19 protein-coding genes are annotated in these 17,572 nt (G+C 41.5%); 1 reads left to right on the forward strand and 18 read right to left on the reverse strand.

Annotated elements, in window-relative coordinates; all coding sequences use genetic code 11:
* Positions 1–12 precede the first annotated feature (12 nt).
* The 18 genes from flgC to T546_RS23960 form a co-directional block, all read right to left on the reverse strand.
* Positions 13–459: a flagellar basal body rod protein FlgC gene (gene flgC, locus T546_RS0117980; protein ID WP_024837162.1), complete on the reverse strand. Its 447-nt coding sequence runs from the start codon at positions 457–459 to the stop codon at positions 13–15.
* Positions 460–483: 24 nt separating this feature from the next.
* Positions 484–843: a response regulator gene (locus tag T546_RS0117985; protein ID WP_024837163.1), complete on the reverse strand. Its 360-nt coding sequence runs from the start codon at positions 841–843 to the stop codon at positions 484–486.
* Positions 844–891: 48 nt separating this feature from the next.
* Entirely contained in the window at positions 892–1,911 is a 1,020-nt protein-coding gene (locus tag T546_RS0117990; RefSeq protein ID WP_026892817.1) for a flagellar motor switch protein FliM, read from the reverse strand.
* Positions 1,912–1,947: 36 nt separating this feature from the next.
* Positions 1,948–2,712, reverse strand: coding sequence for an OmpA/MotB family protein (locus tag T546_RS0117995; protein ID WP_026892818.1), 765 nt, complete (start codon positions 2,710–2,712; stop codon positions 1,948–1,950).
* Positions 2,713–2,750: 38 nt separating this feature from the next.
* Entirely contained in the window at positions 2,751–3,560 is an 810-nt protein-coding gene (locus T546_RS0118000; protein ID WP_026892819.1) for a motility protein A, read from the reverse strand.
* Between the two features lie 31 nt (positions 3,561–3,591).
* Positions 3,592–3,795 (reverse strand): flagellar FlbD family protein, encoded by a 204-nt coding sequence (locus T546_RS0118005; RefSeq protein ID WP_024837167.1) that lies wholly within the window; start codon positions 3,793–3,795, stop codon positions 3,592–3,594.
* A gap of 61 nt (positions 3,796–3,856) precedes the next feature.
* A complete protein-coding gene (locus T546_RS0118010) occupies positions 3,857–5,479 on the reverse strand; it encodes a flagellar hook-basal body complex protein (RefSeq protein WP_026892820.1) in 1,623 nt (540 codons plus the stop codon).
* A gap of 77 nt (positions 5,480–5,556) precedes the next feature.
* Complete coding sequence (locus T546_RS0118015; RefSeq protein WP_026892821.1) at positions 5,557–5,931, reverse strand: TIGR02530 family flagellar biosynthesis protein; 375 nt, start codon at positions 5,929–5,931, stop codon at positions 5,557–5,559.
* Between the two features lie 14 nt (positions 5,932–5,945).
* The gene (locus tag T546_RS24750; RefSeq protein WP_051629948.1) at positions 5,946–6,653 is read right to left on the reverse strand and encodes a flagellar hook assembly protein FlgD; all 708 of its coding nucleotides are present in this window, start codon (positions 6,651–6,653) and stop codon (positions 5,946–5,948) included.
* Positions 6,654–6,671: 18 nt separating this feature from the next.
* Positions 6,672–7,919, reverse strand: a complete 1,248-nt coding sequence (locus T546_RS24755) for a flagellar hook-length control protein FliK (protein ID WP_026892822.1) — start codon at positions 7,917–7,919, stop codon at positions 6,672–6,674.
* Between the two features lie 72 nt (positions 7,920–7,991).
* A complete protein-coding gene (gene fliJ / locus T546_RS0118030; RefSeq protein ID WP_026892823.1) occupies positions 7,992–8,441 on the reverse strand; it encodes a flagellar export protein FliJ in 450 nt (149 codons plus the stop codon).
* A 21-nt stretch (positions 8,442–8,462) separates the two neighbouring features.
* On the reverse strand, positions 8,463–9,764 hold the full coding sequence (gene fliI / locus T546_RS0118035) for a flagellar protein export ATPase FliI (RefSeq protein WP_026892824.1): 1,302 nt from the start codon (positions 9,762–9,764) through the stop codon (positions 8,463–8,465).
* Positions 9,765–9,778: 14 nt separating this feature from the next.
* Positions 9,779–10,576, reverse strand: a complete 798-nt coding sequence (locus T546_RS25375) for a FliH/SctL family protein (RefSeq protein ID WP_051629950.1) — start codon at positions 10,574–10,576, stop codon at positions 9,779–9,781.
* Positions 10,569–11,573 (reverse strand): flagellar motor switch protein FliG, encoded by a 1,005-nt coding sequence (gene fliG, locus T546_RS0118045; protein ID WP_026892825.1) that lies wholly within the window; start codon positions 11,571–11,573, stop codon positions 10,569–10,571. The genes T546_RS25375 and fliG overlap by 8 nt, the downstream gene beginning before the upstream one ends.
* Complete coding sequence (gene fliF / locus T546_RS0118050) at positions 11,563–13,188, reverse strand: flagellar basal-body MS-ring/collar protein FliF (protein WP_026892826.1); 1,626 nt, start codon at positions 13,186–13,188, stop codon at positions 11,563–11,565. The genes fliG and fliF overlap by 11 nt, the downstream gene beginning before the upstream one ends.
* Positions 13,189–13,214: 26 nt before the next feature.
* Positions 13,215–13,526, reverse strand: a complete 312-nt coding sequence (locus tag T546_RS0118055; RefSeq protein WP_026892827.1) for a flagellar hook-basal body complex protein FliE — start codon at positions 13,524–13,526, stop codon at positions 13,215–13,217.
* A gap of 17 nt (positions 13,527–13,543) precedes the next feature.
* On the reverse strand, positions 13,544–13,924 hold the full coding sequence (flgB, locus tag T546_RS0118060; protein WP_034599859.1) for a flagellar basal body rod protein FlgB: 381 nt from the start codon (positions 13,922–13,924) through the stop codon (positions 13,544–13,546).
* Positions 13,925–14,175: 251 nt separating this feature from the next.
* On the reverse strand, positions 14,176–15,183 hold the full coding sequence (locus T546_RS23960; RefSeq protein WP_051629952.1) for an HD-GYP domain-containing protein: 1,008 nt from the start codon (positions 15,181–15,183) through the stop codon (positions 14,176–14,178).
* Between the two features lie 574 nt (positions 15,184–15,757).
* Here T546_RS23960 and T546_RS0118075 point away from each other — a divergent pair.
* A complete protein-coding gene (locus T546_RS0118075) occupies positions 15,758–17,572 on the forward strand; it encodes a glycosyltransferase family 2 protein (protein WP_026892830.1) in 1,815 nt (604 codons plus the stop codon).

The raw sequence follows: 17,572 nt of genomic DNA on the forward strand, positions 1-17,572 counted from the left end.
CCATATTTTGCCTTATTTCCCGATATCCAACGCCTTGGAAGCCATCATCTTTATGGCATTAAATGCAGTAATATTCGCTTCATAGGATCTGGTTGCAGACATACTGTCCACGGTTTCTTTGATCAAATCCACATTCGGCATCTGCACGTAGCCGTTTTCATCCGCATCGGGATGCTCCGGGTTATAAACAGACTTTAGAGGACTAGTGTCTTCCACAAGCTGTGAGACCCTGACACCCCCTGTACTCTGCTGCCAGCTTTTACCTGCTGCATTCATAAGTACTTTCTTAAAACTGTTTTCGTTTCTGGCTTCAAGTACTACCATTTTTCTTCGATAAGGACCCCCAGCTTCTGTTCTGGTCGTATCAATATTAGCTATGTTTTGAGATGCGACATCCAAACGAAGACGTTGTGCAGTCATTGCTGACGCACTTATGTTCATAGAACTCAAAAATGACATATGTACCCTCCTCAAATATCAGCTTTAGCCGATAATGCCAGTTACTGTCTTAAGAATACGGTCCGGCTTAAATGGCTTTACAATGAAATCCTTTGCTCCGGATTTGATTGCTTCAATAACCATACTTTCCTGTCCCATGGCAGAACACATAACAACAGCTGCATCTGGTGATTTTGCCTTAATAGCCTTTAACGCTTCAAGTCCATCCATATTTGGCATGGTAATATCCATGATAACAAGATCTGGATTGATTTCTGAAAACATCTGTACTGCCTGAACTCCATCAGAAGCCTCATATAAATCCGTATATCCGTTCTTAGATAACGTGTCCTTAATCATCATTCTCATAAAAGCTGCATCATCTACTAATAATATTTTTGCCATTTTTAACATCTCCTTTATTATCCTATGTTACTTTATATAATCCCTGACTCAGTTTTCACTGGTCTGGTAATTTCCCGTTTCAATCAAATCATCAATCTGTACGGCTACATTCCGCTTATGGACTCCCAACTGGCCTTTAAACCATGGCTGGCTTTCTATATAAAGCTGAATATCCGAATCCTTTGGAGTATTCAGATTGATGACATCGCCCACATGAAGATTATAAATATCATCAAGAGTGATAGCAGCATCTCCCACTTTTGCCTGAACCAAAAGATCAGAACTCTTTATGCTGTTAAGGATTTCCTGTCTGTTATCCTGACTCTTAAGCTCATCTCCCAGCGCATTGTGTTTCTTCTTATCCATAATTTCGAATATGTTCATAAGCAATGATCCTGGAATACAGACATTCAGTCTTCCGGTACATTCCTTTAATTCCACATCAATCACCACAATGACAATGGTTTCATCAACACCAATTTCCTGAAACATACCTGGATTTTCTTCCAGTCTGTCCATTACGAAATTAAGGTTGATGTAACTGGACCATGAATCCTTCAGTGCTCCAATTAAATATTGAATTACCTTGCGGTAAAGAGCCATCTCTATCTCTGTATATGTATAATATTCGTCGATATCAGCTTCTTCCCCTACACCTCCAAGCATACGGTCAATAAGACTTAACATCAGGCTCATGCTGGCATTGATCAAAAGAGGCGGACTCTGGGAAATATTTGGCACCGTTACATTAACGATGGTAAGTACATCATTATCACCGAGAGCATTGGCAAATTCATAATACCGCTGCTCTTCTACCGTTACGACTGACAATTCACTTGATGTGCGGAATAAACCGTTAATCTGAGAGCCAGCCATTCTGGAATAATTATCAAATATGCTCTTTAAAATTTTCAGTTTATCTTTGGTAAACTTTTTAGGACTATAAAAGTCATACTTCCTGTATTTTGTGTCATTTGCTTTTTTATCAATCTCATCGATCGGCTCATCTGCTCCCTGAAGGGAATTGAGCAGTGCATCAATTTGACTTTGGGATAATACTTCAGCCATCTGTTTCACTCCCGCTTTTTATTTGTTGTCCGTTTCTTACTGATTCTGATGATATACCTGACGGTAATATTCCTCCAGGGATCTCTCCACCTTGTTGCTTTGGGTAATCAGGATCTCCACACGGCGGTTTCTCTCTCCCCCATCTTCTGTATCAAGTGGTGCGATAGGACGAAACTGACCAAAACTCATACTCACCAGTTTTTCCGGAGATACGGCATTCCTGCTCTGTAGATAAATGACCAATTCTGCGGAACGCTGGGCAGAAAGCATCCTGTCACTTCGGATATTGTTAGGCCGCTCCGGATTGAACTGAGAAGTGTGTCCCAACACCTTAACTTCTTTTATCGTATCGTTTGCCCTTGATAGAACACCAGCAAACTGATCAAGCAGTTCTTTCCCCTCCTGGCGAAGAACCGAGCCGTCACCATCAAAAAATACTCTATCACGAAATGCTATAAATGTGAAGTCATCTCCTTGGGTAATCTCTATAGAATCCTGCAGATTCCGTTCTTCAATCACCTGCTTTAACACGATGGAAAGCTGGTCAAAATCTGTGATAGTACCAGCCTCTGAAGCTGTGTCAGAAGTGGGCTCACCCTGCGCTACTGACGATGGAATTTCCTGTCCCTCTCCTACAGCCGCGCCCGGATTTACACTCCCCACAAGTGTCTTCCATTTACTCTGGTCAATGTAAGAAACAGAATACAAAAGGATAAAAAAACATAAAAGCAGAGTAACAATACCGCCATATGTATCCAGCCATCCTCCAGGCTCTTCCTGTTTCCTGTCCTTCTTTATCATATAACCACCTGTTTTTTAATCTTGTAGCTGGAACCGGTCTATGAAACAGCACCTGTGTCGTCTGTCCCGATACTACCTTTTTTCATATATTTTTTCTGCTGGTCCTGGGACAGATAAGAAAAAAGCTTCTCCACCAAAAATTTGGGATTATCTCCGGCTTGTATTGATAATACACCTTCTATAATGATCTGCTTATAAAGAACCTCTTCCTCATTGCGGATACGAAGCTTTTTTGCCATTGGTGCAAAAAGCATATGGGCCAGGATACAACCATAAAATGTAGCCAGCAATGCTGTGGACATATCTGCCCCAATGCCTCCTGCACCTTGCTCTACATTGAGGCCCTTCAGCATGTTTACGAGACCTACCAGCGTTCCTACAAGACCAAAGGCCGGTGCCAGTGAGGTACACCTCTCAAAGATGCTGATCTGCTGTTCGTGGCGGTCAATCAATGCGTTTACTTCACCTTCCAGGATTTCCCTGATTCGCTCCGCATCCACTGCATCTACAATGAGCATGACACTTTGCTTTAAAAATGGATCACGTATGGACCCTGCCTGTTCTTCCAGAATAAGAAGTCCTCTTTTTCTGGCGGTCTGCGCCATGTCTGCAAACTTATAAATAACTTCACCAGCATTGTATTTTTGAGCTCCAAACATGATTCCAATATGTTTGGGAATCTGGGCAAGCATTCGAAATGGATAACTGGCGATAAGTGCTGCCGCTGTTCCTCCGATAACGATGATCACACTGGGGATATGTATAAAATTTGCCACTTTATCCGTCCCAATTCCTAAGACAATTAAGACAGCTCCCAGTATCCACCCCACTATCAAAGATACATCCATGAATAACCTCCCATTTTCATTTAATCCAGGATCAGTCCTTCAACCTCTGTGCGCTGGCCAAGATTCTAGCATTGAAATCCACTGTTCTTGAAATAATTTCCTCCACACTCTCCTGTACAACATAGTGCTTTCCGTTCACCAATATGACATTGGATTCCGGTATGGATTCAATCCGCTCAATCTGCACGCAGTTAATCACAAACTCTTCCCCATTTAGTCTAGTCAAACGTATCACAGCGTGGTCCCCTCCCCTTATGTCTGGAGAGGCATTACCTGCCTCTCCGCATTATGAAATTTTATCGTTTCAGATTAACTAATTCTTCCAACATCTGGTCTGTTACGGTAATAATCTTTGAGTTTGCCTGGAAACCTCTCTGAGTGGTGATCATATCGGTCATTTCAGTTGCAAGGTCTACCTTTGCCATTTCTAAGTAGTTACCAAGGATTCTTCCCTCAGTACCACCTGCTTCATTGACACTTACATTGCCTGCACTGGCGCCGATGGTGTAATAATATCCACTGTCTTTTTCAAGACCTCCGGTGTTTGGAACGCTTCCTAAAGCAATCTTTCCGATAACAACGGGTGCATTATCACTTGTTGTTCCGACAATGGTTCCATCTTCCTGAATTTTATAATTTGAAAATTCAGCTACTCCCTCTGGATCAGAGGAAGAAGTTCCCTGGGAATTGGAATTTGCTTTTAATGCAGTGTCATATGTACTTTGTGCTGATTTCAGAGCATCTTGGGCTGCTTTTAATTTTGCATCCTTATCAGCAACATCCAATTCCTTTGATGTCATGATTCCTTGTAAAGAATCGCTATCTGTTTTTGAAAGAAATGTTTGTGCATTTTCCAACTTAACAGTTGCTGTCGCTAAAGCAGTCTTTAAAGCAGCATAAACTGCTGTATCAGTTGGATCTCCATTTTGAAGGTCATCATATGCTTGGGCATAGTCTATCATGACTTGATCTAGTTTAGTTTCATCAGGTCCGTAAGATCCAAGTGGATCTTTCAAATTAACCTTAGATTTCGCCCTTAACAGTTCATAACTTTTTTTATCATAATCAAGCTTTGCCTGAGTATAAGCTTTTAATTTAGTTCCGCCCGGATCCCCAGTCGTATCATTCTTATACTCTGAATATAATTTGTCCATAGTATCTTTCAGAGTATTAGCTTCCCCAATGAGAGTTCCTATATTTCCAATACTATTATTCTTATATGCATCATCATAAACTGCTTTCGCTTCAAAATATTCCTGTCTAGCAGTACCCGCTGCAATAATCGCAGTATTTACTGCTGCCTGAGCTTTATCCAATGCTGCTTTCGCATTAGTAAGTGCTGAACTGCTTTTACCTTTCGTAACCGCTTCCATATCAGCATTCGTAGGAAGTTTTAGTGGTGACAGTGCGCCTTTTGCAAATTCTGCATCACCATCATACTTACCATTCTGAAAGCCATAAACATAATTACCACTATCATCAACTAAATAACCATTAGGATCTACTTTAAATTTTCCAACTCTGGATAAATACAATCCACTTGATTTTACTGCATCTTCTGAATCAAGAGAGATGCTGCCACCATTCAGCATTGGACCTACCAGGAAGAATCCTGTTCCATCAATCATACAGTCCAGTCCGTTTGCGGAAGGAGACATACCGCCCGTACCAAAATCATAGGCAATAGAACCAGTTGTAACACCATAACCTATCTGGTTTGCATTTACCGCACCGTATCCTCCGTTCTTAGTATCACCTGCTGATCCAGCAGAAGTTGACTGATACATAGCATCCTTAAAGGACATATTGGCTGATTTATACCCCCAAGTATTTACATTCGCAATATTATTACCGATAACGTCCATCTTTGACTGATGTGCTCTAAGTCCTGCCACACCAGCGAACATTGATTTAACCATATGCTTTTTCCTTTCTTCCCTTCGCCGTTCTCCTTATGTCAATCGGACATACAGGATAAGCCCCCTTAACGGTCCGGCTATAATAAAACGGCACTGTCAATCTTAGTGAAAATATTATCTTTCATTTCATTTCCAGACATGGTAGTTACAACTGTGTTGTTGGGTACATTCACAATGAAAGCTCCCCGTTCACTTATGATTACCACATCCTTTGCACCTTTTACACGGGCTTTTTCAACTGCGGATTTCAAGTCATTTAAAAATGCATCAGACATCTCAATCCCTCTTTCATTCACCCGTTCTGCCGCATGTCGGGAGAAATGAAGCTCCCCGCTTTTTTGAATGCGGTCATGAAGCATATCACTAAAGCTGCTGCCACATTCTGACATTGCCGCAGAGCTTCGCAGCTTCAGCTGCCTGACGTCTTCATATTGGTTTATCTTTTCAATCATGTAGCATCACCTGTCTATTTTTTGGTGTTATCATCGGTGGTTCCTTTATCAGTGTCCGTATCATAAACAGTGACAATATCGGAAACATTAAAGCTGTTTGTTGTATCTCCCTCCAGATAAATCTTGGGAACACCTTCGTGGATCTCTATTTTAGCTACAATCCCTTCTTTATTTACCGTATTGCCATCACTGTCTTTACCAGTCACCTTTATTTTTTTACCAACCATAGATGTTCCATAATTAATGGTGTTTATCTTTGAAAAATCATCCATCGCTGTAGATTCATTGTTATAAACAGACATGATACTTGAGACAGCATAGCCATCTGTCGACGTATCACCACTCAGGAACAGCCTCGGAGTACCGTTATAAATATCTACCCGGTCAACATTTCCTTCTTTTTTGACCAGACTCCCATCTTTATCCATATACGAGATCGACACTTTCTTACCAATCATGGAAGTACCATAATTAATGGTGTTGACCTTCGCAGAATCATCCATCGCTGTTGAGAAGTTCTGCATCGCCTGCATCATGGCAATCTGAGTCATCTGGGTCATCATCTCTGAATTATCCATGGGGCTTGACATATCCTGGTTCTGAAGCTGAGCTGCTAACAGCTTAAAAAAGCTTTCCGTACTTAGATCACTGTTTTTTTTGGATGTCGTTTCCCCAGTCACCTGGTTGGTTTTAGCTGCTGAATTTAATGCGTCCACTGCCATTATTACATCTCCTTATCCCTATTCTGCCTCTTTGAATTCTCCGCTGTAGGAGCCAAACATTCCCAGTCTCAGCTTTTGAGCAAAATCATCGACACCGTCATCGGATTGTTTCTGGTTCTGCTGCTGGTGCTGTTGATCCTGTCCGCCGCCTTGCTGGTCCTGATTCCGGTTATTGAGATAATCGGCTTCTGATTTATCCACTACCACCTGGAATGGACGTTCCATATTGGATTCCAATATGTTTCCAATTTCAGCTGCTGACTGTGAAATAAGCTTTAATGTCTTACTTTCAGAGCAGACAATCGATACGTGAACCTGATTATTCTCATTGGAAATCTTAAGAAGGATCTTTCCTAAATTGTGAGGCTCCAGCTGAAGCTCCATGCTGTCTTTACCAGTTTTCATCTGGCTAAGGATTTGCTTTGACAATCTGGCTTCCATCTCTTCCGGATCGTTTTCATTCACAGGCATGGTCACAGTTTTTTCTTCTTGTCCATGTACGGCATGAACTGGCTGCGTATTCCGGCTTTGAAGATTTTCAAAAGCCTTTAACGTAATTCCATCTTCTTCTTTGACTTCTTTCCCATCTTTCCCTTCATTTGCTTCCGCCTTTTCATTTTTCACAAATGCTGGTCCAACAGATTCTTTAACAGCCTCAGCAAATCCAGGGCCGGTTAAGGCTTCTTTTTTTACAACATCGGGGTCTTTTAGTACTTCCTGGTTCTTATCTGGAGTAATGGTTTCTTTCAGTTCTGACTTCTTTCCCATCAGCTGTAATCCAGGGCCTTTTGGTAAAACAACGTCTGTTTGTTTTTGTGCCTCGTCTGAAATCAGATTTTCAAATCCATTTGCCATCATACCTGGACCTTTGGTTTCTTCTGACTCATTGTTTGGATTCAGTGATTTTAAAAGCTGAGCTGGGTTGACTTTTCCTGATAGCTCAAGAGAATTTTTGTTCCCTTGAAGGATTCCAGTTGAAAACATGGTCTGCATATATTCTTCCGGCAGTTTTTGTTCCTGGACCAGTGCATTATTTTCAACAGCCCTATTATTAGATTGATTGCTGCCTATGTACTGCATTGCCGCTTCTTCCCCATTATCTTTTGCTTCCGGTTTGGAATTTTCAGAACCGGTATTCTTCTTCTGGGTCTTGTCTTTCAGCAGATTTTTAAAGCCTGAGATACTATCTTCCGTTTTCCCATCCTTCTTTTGTGCTTCCGGCTTCGGTTTCTCAATCAGATCCACATAACTCATATTGATATTCATCTCTTCGCCTCCTTTCTTTTTTTGCCATCTGGCTTATTTATATGGTAACTGGCAGAGTTTTCTCTGACAGAATTACCTGCTGTTACGAACTGACATGGTATTGGAAACAAATTCCTCAATGAACAGCTCCTCGCTTCGCAGTACCTCTTTGTTATATTGGTCCAGCTTTTTTTCCTTTAGCTTTTCAATAGAAGACTTTTCTTTTTTGGCTTCAACAACCTCATTGCGCTTTTGCTCTTCTTTCAGCCTAAGCTTTTTTAAGGTTACTTCTTCATATAGAATCCGCTGCTGCATGTAAGTGATATATGACTCATATTCCCGCATGGCACTTACTGTCATACCACAGTGGGTCTCCTCCCGGAAACGGGTACAGGCGGCCATTCTCTGTTCTGATAATGCATGAATGGTCTGCTCCTGTTGAACGACCTGAGCCAGGATGATGGCATGTTCGCTTTTTAAATTATCCAAAGTCTGATCTTTGTAATTTAAAACGGTATCTAAAGGAAAATTAAACTTTTTCATTTGCAGCCTGCTTTCTCAACCTTACCTTAAAATTTCTTTCATCTTATCAAGGATTTCTTCGTAGCTGTTGTTTTCCTGTATTCCCTGACACAGGAATTCATTGATTTTATCTATTTTAGCAATTGCAAAATCAAGCTTTGGATTGGTACCGCTTTTATAGGCACCGATGGAAATGAGATCTTCATTCTTCTCGTAAATGCTCAAAATATCCCTGACACGGGAAGCCATCTCCCGATGCTCGTCTGATACGATATTGTTCATCAATCGTGAAATACTGGCGCTTACATCAATGGCCGGAAAATGGTTTGCATTCGCCAGCTTTCGGCTCAGTACAATATGTCCATCTACAATTCCTCGCACCGTATCTGCAATGGGCTCATTGGTATCATCACCTTCTACCAGAACCGTATAGATTCCAGTAATGGAACCCTCTTTAAAATTACCGCTGCGTTCCAGAAGCTTGGGAAACTCCGCATAAATGGAAGGAGTGTATCCTCGGGCTACCGGAGGTTCTCCAATGGCAAGACCAATTTCGCGCTGTGCCATGGCAAATCGGGTAAGGGAATCCATCATGAGCAAAACGTCCATGCCCTGATTCTTAAAATACTCTGCAATGGTGGTTGCAACCAGCGGACACTTCATGCGAAGCATGGCTGGCTGGTCAGAGGTAGCTACGACTAAAACAGAACGCTTCATTCCCTCTGGACCGAGATCCTTTTCAATAAATTCCCGGACCTCTCGGCCTCGCTCTCCAACAAGAGCCACTACATTGATATCTGCTTTTACATTTCTTGCAATCATTCCAAGCAGGGTACTCTTTCCAACACCACTGCCCGCAAAGATTCCGATACGCTGTCCTTTTCCAATGGTATTCATTCCATCAATTGCCTTGACTCCGAATTCCATTTTCTCAGAAATAGGAGGACGCTCCATTGGATTTATGTACGGGTTCTCTACATAGTAAAATTTAGGGGATTCAAAAGGACCTTTTCCATCCATAGGCTCTCCTTTTGCATCAATAATACGTCCCCTCAAAAATTCACCAACCGGTATCTTTAAACGGCGTTTCGTATTTCTTACAAAACTGCCCGCTGCAATACCATTCATATTTTCATAGGCCATAAGCTGAATTTTATCATCTTTAAAACCTACTACTTCAACCGGTATCTGCTCCTGCTTGTCCTCGTTATAGATATAAGCGATGTCACCGATACTTGCCTTACCGCCCGATGCTTCCATGGACATTCCAACAATATTTTCAATTTTACCGATATGGTCAATTGTCTCTGTCTTCATTATAAGATCAGAAAGTTCCTTAAACATGGGGGTTCCTCCTGCTACAGTCTGGCATTATTGAGTATTCCTTTGATATTCTCAATCTGGGTATTGACGCTGACATCAATAATCTCTTCCGGAAGCTCGATAATACAGCTGCCATCCTCAGCATGATCCATTGCAATTATCTTAATATTACCGGAGATGTGGGATAATTCATTGAGAAGCCCCACATCTCCCTGTATCATCATTCCTGCATCCTTTTGTGACACATAGATCTTGACCCACTGGGTTTTCTTAAGCTTTCCAGCTGCACCAACGATCATTCGTTTTATAATTTCGCCGCTTGATTTTAAGCTGGTCTGGATCACTTTTTCTGCTATGGTCAAGGTGATTTTCTTTAAATCGTCAATATACTTTTCAAGAAGCTTATCTTTTTCTACCGTAATGCTTTCAATGGTAGTCTTTACAGCCTGCTTAAACTCATCCATATGCAGATCCAGTTCAATCTTATGATCCTCATATGCCTTGTTGGTTCCGTCAAGCAGACCTGCTTCATATCCTTCCCGGTAACCATTCTCTCTGGCTTCCTCTAAAAGCCTGGCGGCTTCTTCTCTGGCCTGCAAAAGTAGCTCTTCCGAACGCCGCGTGGCTTCCTCATATGCATCAGAAGCCTGCTTGTATATGATTTCCGCTTCTTCTTTCAGCTTATCAGTAATATGATCAACAAATTCCTCAACTGCCAGTTCTTCCAGATGCTCTTCTTCTTTTGCAACTTTAATGATATCATCAAATGTCCTGTCAAATGCATATTCCAGAACACGATCTTCTGTCTTTATCCCCTTAATAATATTAGGCAATGATATCATCCTTTCCACCCTTGCTGATAATCAGCTCGCCTTCTTCTTCCAGACGTCTGATGGTAGCAACGATTCTCTGCTGAGCTTCCTGTACATCCTTCACACGAACATTAACGGTAACTTCCATATCAGACATAATGCTCTCTCTCATACGGCTGGACATATTAGCAAAGATAGCTTCGGAAATCTGCTCATTGGTTCCTTTAAGAGCATAAACCATATCCTTCATATCGCACTCGCGAATGAAACGCTGAATGGAACGATTGTCCATGGTAACGATATCCTCGAATACGAACATCTTCTTGCGGATGGTATCTGCCAGATCGGAATCCTTTTTCCCCAGCTCTTCGAAGATAAGCTTTTCGTTTCCACGGTCCATACGATTCATTACGTTTGCAATGTAATCGATACCGCCCACAGTTGTGTAATCCGTGGTAATGATACCGGAGAACTTTCTTTTGATCTCATCTTCCACAATCTTAATGCCATCGGGAGAAGCACTCTCCATTCGGGCTATGGCCTCTACTACTTTAAATCTCTTCTCAGGAGGCAGCTCTGAAATAAGCTCTGCTGTCATATCCTCTGTGGTATAAGAGAGAACCAAAGCAATGGTCTGAGGCCTCTCATGCTGCAGGATAGAAAACAGATTCTTAGAATCACTTTTTCTGATAAATCCAAAGGACCTGGATTTCAGTGACTGTGTCACCTTTTGGAGGAGGTTGCTTGCTGTGCTTTCACCAAATGCTTTCTCTAATACGGTTCTGGCATATTCAAGACCACCATCGGTCACGACCTTCTGAGTCAGACAAGTTTTATAGAAATCATCCAGTACTTCTTCTGTGGCCTTAGCTTCTACATGTCCCAGCTTTGCCACTTCGACTGTAAGTTTTTCGATTTCCTCTTCTGAAAGATATTTATATATTTTCGACGCTTTCTCTACTCCGAGCGAAACAATAACAGTTGCCGCTTTTTGTTCTGGTCTCAGACTAGTTGTCATTATTGTCTCCTCCGTTCAACCATGCTTTCAGCAACTGGGCCGAAATCTCAGGATTTTGGTCTGCAAACTCACGGATGCTTTCACGCAGCTCTGCGCCCCGATCCACTTCCGGAACGAAAATCTCAGGTTCAACCGGTTCCACTTCTTCTTCCACTGTTTCTTCTTCCACTTCTGGTATGTCGGGAATCACCGGAACATCCTCCTGACTGTCCTCCGTTTCGACAATCATGGCTTTCTTTTTGTTTGCCCTTCTAATTGCCAATATGACGATCAATACAAGCAATAACACACCGACTGCAGCCGCAATCAGTATCCACTGATTCACAATCATACCCTTAGCCCCTGCTACTTCTGATGTTTCCGGCTGTTTCGGCACATCAACCGTATAGAACGGTGCAGCTACTGCAGTGATTTTCTCCGCTCTGTCCGCCTGAGCAATGCCTGCTGCATTACCAGCCAGGTTACGGATATCATCCACTGTCAGTGTACCAAAATCAGTCCCATTCACAACTACGGAAACTGTAAGATTTTCAAGACTTCCGGGATTTACCTGTCCCTGCTCCTTAATCTGATTAATGAGGTACTTTCTGTTTAGACCACTGGAAGCGTAGGAACCATCTCCGCCGGTTCCTGTTCCTGCTGCATTATATTCCGGAATATCAGCATTTGCTTCTGATCCGGCAACGCCAGATGCTGTCTGCTTATCTCCGGAGAATTCTCTGTTAATGGACTCTTCTGAAATAATACCTGTTTTGTCCTTCTCGTCAATCTTATCCGGAGTATTATATACAATGCTCTCACGGATCAATTTATCCATATTGACCGTACATTTAGCAGATACCTTTACGTTTCCGTTGCCAAATACCGGTCCCAGCACATTGATGACCTTGGCTGAAATCTGGTCTTCAATTACCTTAGCAATTTCCTCGCTTGCTTTTCCTGTATTAATATCCTCTTCTTCGGAATCTACTGTAATCTCTCTGCCGTTCCCGTCAAAGACGGAAACATTATCAATGACCATTCCAGGAATACTTCTGGAAATAAGGAGCTGAATGGATTTTGCCTGCTCCTCAGTAGGTGAACCGCCGTCTTTCATCACAACAACAGCCTGGGCGCTCGCTTCCTTAGCACTATCCTCAGACAGCGCATACTTGGAAGTCTCTCCCAGGGCTATCGTTACATATGCTTCTTTTACACCATCAAAAAGCTGAATGGTTGAACCAATTCTGGTCTCCAGATCGTAAAGCTTAAAGGTCTTACGATCAGAATCCGTAGTCATTAAATTAACATTATTTTTAAATACATCGTATGTAAATCCACTTTTGGGATAACCTTCTGAAACCAGCTTGGCTCTGGTCGTGTCCATCTGCTCAACCGGTACCAGAATATCTCCGTTTTCATATTGATAAGAAACCCCATCCTCTTGCAGTTTACCTATAATCTGCTTGGCTTCCTCGTTGCCAATGCCTGTAAACATTACTTCAAAAGGCTTAGCTCTCATGGACAATGCCAGGATCACTGATCCGGCCACAACCAATACGCCTACTATTGAGGCTATTGCTATCTTCTTTGTCTTACTGCTAAGACCGTTTATAAAATCCTTAATTTTTTCCATCGCCTCTGTCCGCCCCGTTATCCATCTTAAATACTAATTCTCATCATTTCGTTATAAGATTCCAGTGCCTTATTACGAAGTGCTGTTAAAAGTTCTACTGATAACTGGGCTTTTGCTGCTGCTGCCGGAACGGTATGAGCGTCATCGATCTGACCTGTGGACAGTAAATATTCCTGGGTGGTCAAATCCTTGTCCGTCTGTTTTACATTCTGAATGGCCTCTCTAAAAACATCCTGAAATACAGTACTTCCTGCATTTCCGGATGTTACCTTCTTGTCACTTCCAATATTTCCTATGGAATCCAAGGGAATGATGGGTGTTATGAACATCTGTTCCATATTATGTACCTCCTGTTTTAACCTTTAATTATCGTACGTAGTCTGCTTATCTCGCTGTTTAAAGCATTAAGTTCATATTGGTACTGCAACGTTGTTCTTGCTAATTCCACATTCTCCACGTCCATATTCACATTATTTCCATCCATTCTTGCTGATTCATTATCCGTATTTCTAATGAAATGTCTGGAACTTCCAATGATATTGCCTATGTCCTGAGATGTACCCTTCTTTCCTGTCATCAAACGTTTGCGGAATTCATCTTCAAACGTTACATACTGGGCTTTGTATCCCGGAGTATCTCCATTGGCTATGTTGTTAAGGGTAACCTTCTGCTTTGACCACAGATAATCCAGAGTCTTCTCCGCCATGGAAATATTGTTTCCAAATATTAAATTCATCGGATTGTTCCTCACTTTCACTTCTTCCAGAAAATGCTCCTAAAACTTTTTAGGGCTGTAAACTTCTAAATGTAGTTAAAATTTCGACAAGCTCTTCCAAAATTATATTTTTTTTGTAATTCAAAACTTACTTTATTTTACATTTTATTACATATATTGTCAAGAAAGTTCTATTAAGCCAATATCCAAATACTGGTTATAATATTACTCACTATCCGGCATTTTGTATAATGAGTTTACCAGGAATGCCATCAGACCCTCCGTTGCTTTTTTTCTCCCATTACAGGCAGGTCCTCCCAGGTTTTCAAAAATGCCCATACTACCTCCGGGTCGAACTGCTTTCCGCTTCCTCTAAGCAGCTCCTTTTTTATTACCTCCGGGTCAAGCTTTGGGCGGTAGCATCGGTTGCTGCTCATGGCATCAAAGGAATCAGCTACGCAGATGATTCTTGCAAGTAAAGGGATTTGAGCCCCCATCAGTCCTTCCGGATATCCTTTCCCGTCAAACCGTTCGTGATGATACCTTGCTCCCAGCTCCAAGTCTCTGACGGTGGAAATGTCTTTTAGAATATCTCCCCCAATGACTGTATGGGTTTTCATGATCTCCTTTTCTTCCGCTGTAAGCTCCGTGGTTTTAAGAAGTATCTCGTCCGGTACTCCTACTTTTCCCACATCATGAAGAAGGGCAATCTCATATAAACGCCTGATTTCTTCATTACACCAATTCATATTCTCCCCTATTAAGACAGAATATCTGGCCACTCGCTCTGAGTGTCCTTTTGTGTAGTTGTCTCTGGCGTCTATTAAAGCTGCTATTGCATTAACAGAGGCCAGAGAAATGGTTTCCAGCTCTTTTGTCTTTTGCTCCAGCTTTCTCTTAAGCTGTCTGTTAGAATCTTTTGTTTCCAGAGCCCGCCTGACTCTGCATAAAAGGACTTCCTTTACCACTGGCTTCGAGATGAAATCGTAGGCTCCCATCTTTAGGCATTCCGCTTCAATGGCCTTATCCGTTTGCGACGTTATGAAAATAACTGGTATGTCAGAACAGTCCGGTCTGGTTTTTAGTTGTTTCATAATCTGCCAGCCATCAATCTTAGGCATTGCCAGATCCAAAAGAATCAGGTCCGGACTTATCTGTTCCATATACCGGAATGCAATTTCTCCGGAAACAGTAGTAAACACCTCATAATATTCTGAGAGCATGTCTTCTAATACCCTAAGAAAAAAAGAAGTGTCATCAATTGCTAATATTCTGTACAAGCCTCTCCCCCCTTACTTTAAAAGCCGCCTCCAGCACAACCCTTCTTGCTGCGCTTTCCTTACCCCACACATTGTGACCTAGATACATAGTTTCTTTTATGAAATTCAGCAAATTCCTCAAACCCAATACTACTAAAAGAGAATCCAAAGAATCCGCAATAAATTTTACATATTCTTTTAATAGGAACATTTACGTTACGTTACCAAGATAATATATGGTATCAAAGGCATATATTTTGATACCTCCCATAAGTTTTGGTTTCACTTTTTGGTTATATTTCTATTAATTATTAACTTTTCTATATTTATATCGAAACCTAAGTCAAAATAATAAGCGATTTTAGTCGATTTTTGTCATTTTATCAGTATCTTAATACCCGCTATCCAGGAATAAAGGATAAAAGCATGAAAATGCAGCTGTCAGGCCATGTAAAATCATAAATTATAAAGAGCAAAAGATAAATATTTACATGAAAAGCTGGATTCAAGAAATGAGATTTGTCTTCATATAATAGAACGATAAACAAAATTATGAAATCTGAAAGCAAATTTTAGAATGAAAGAGGAAGTTATAATGAGTATAGAAAATTTAACTGCAGATGCCATTCAGGAAGACACTTCTGAAAAGCAGTATGAAGAAGCGGTCCGACTTCAGGAGTTTCTTATTTCCATTGCCAGCCAGCTGCCAGCTGCCATAAGAAATCAAGAGCTTACTTATAGCATGAGTCATATAAGAATCCTCTCCATTGGTCTGTCCCGACTAGAATTCATCTGCCACGATCCGAAAATACTGGAAATTCCAGTCTCCTACCTAGCCATGTATGAAAATACCAAGTGGACCATTGACAAATTAACGGAATATATAGAGACGGACCAACGAAAGAAAGCGGAGGATCTGGCAGAATTTCAATTGATCCCATTTCTTAAGGAATGGAAGGAGGATACCTATTTCTGGCTGCTGATTTATCCTGATAAAGAAAAAATGAGCCATTATTATGAACATGAATTTATACCAAATCACCGGAATACCTATGAGGACAGGGGAAAGGATTATCTGGTCTCCATTTTCATTCCTGTTTATAATAAGGTAGAGTATACAAAAAAGTGTCTGGAAAGCCTTTTTCGAAATACAAACCTGACCAGACACTCCTGCGAACTGATTCTTCTGAATGATGGTTCTACGGACGAAACGGAAGAATATTTCAAGGAATTGGGCATTCGAAAGGTACTGACCTTAAAACGAAATGTAAAAGCCATGATCTTTTCCCTAATGTACCGGGTTTGTGAAGGAAAATATGCTGCCTTTATTAATAACGATACCATATTAACAAGCAACTGGCTGGATAATCTGCTGACCTGCATTCAATCTGATCCGGATATCATATCTGTAGCTCCCAGTACGCCTAATACCAGTAACCGACAGGGCATGGTGGATGATTTTACACCGGAGAATGCGGAAGAAAAAGCGAAGTCCCACAACGTCAAATGTCCCTACTTATGGGAAGAGAAATGCCGGCTAATGCCTGTAATTGCCCTTTATGATATTGATAAAGTAAATACCATTGGGTTTGCAGACCGGTTTTATTATACCATGGAATTTTGGGATGATGATTTCAGCCTTCGGGCCCGGAGAGCTGGTTACAAGCAAATACTGTGCAAGGATACCTGGTGTTACCACTTTGGCAGTGTTTCAGGAAAGGAAGACCAGCTAAAGTACCGGACGCTGCAAAATGGAAGAAGTCTGTTTATTCAGAAACACGGTGTTGACCCATGGGGCCATAACTTCTGCTATGATCCTTACCTTTTGACTCATTTAGAAACCACCTTTCCTGATCTTCCAGAGGATACCCCGATTCTTGGGATCGACCCCGGCTTTGGAGCTGATGTGATACAGCTTATGACAGGATTAAGGCGTTTGGGAAAAAAGGTTACCTTTTCCTTTGCCATTGGTGATTCCAATCTAGCTGATGACTTAAAGCCTTTAAAGGGGACTGTCTCCATTGCAGAATCTATGTATGATATGCACCGGGCTCTCCCGGACGGAAGCTTTCAGTATATCTCCATTGGAAAGGAGATATCTCTTTACCCTGATTACTCTGAACTGTTAAAGAAATGCGCATCTCGCTTGAAGCCTGGAGGAGTGATATCCTTTTATTTAACCAACCCTTATTCTCTTGGCTTAAAAAGAGAGCTGGAGGAAGAGAGACTGTTAAATGGAAAGCACTCAATCACGCTCATTCCTTTAAACGAAGTCGTATCTATTTTAAGCGGACAGGGATTGAGGCCTAATGCCAATGGTATCTTTGAGGCAATTCTGCCTGCGGTATTAAATCCAGGCAGATCAGAACACCTAAATCGGTATCTGGTCCTTGCAACAAAGCCAAAATAA

This window comes from [Clostridium] aerotolerans DSM 5434, assembly GCF_000687555.1.
GTDB lineage: Bacteria > Bacillota > Clostridia > Lachnospirales > Lachnospiraceae > Lacrimispora > Lacrimispora aerotolerans.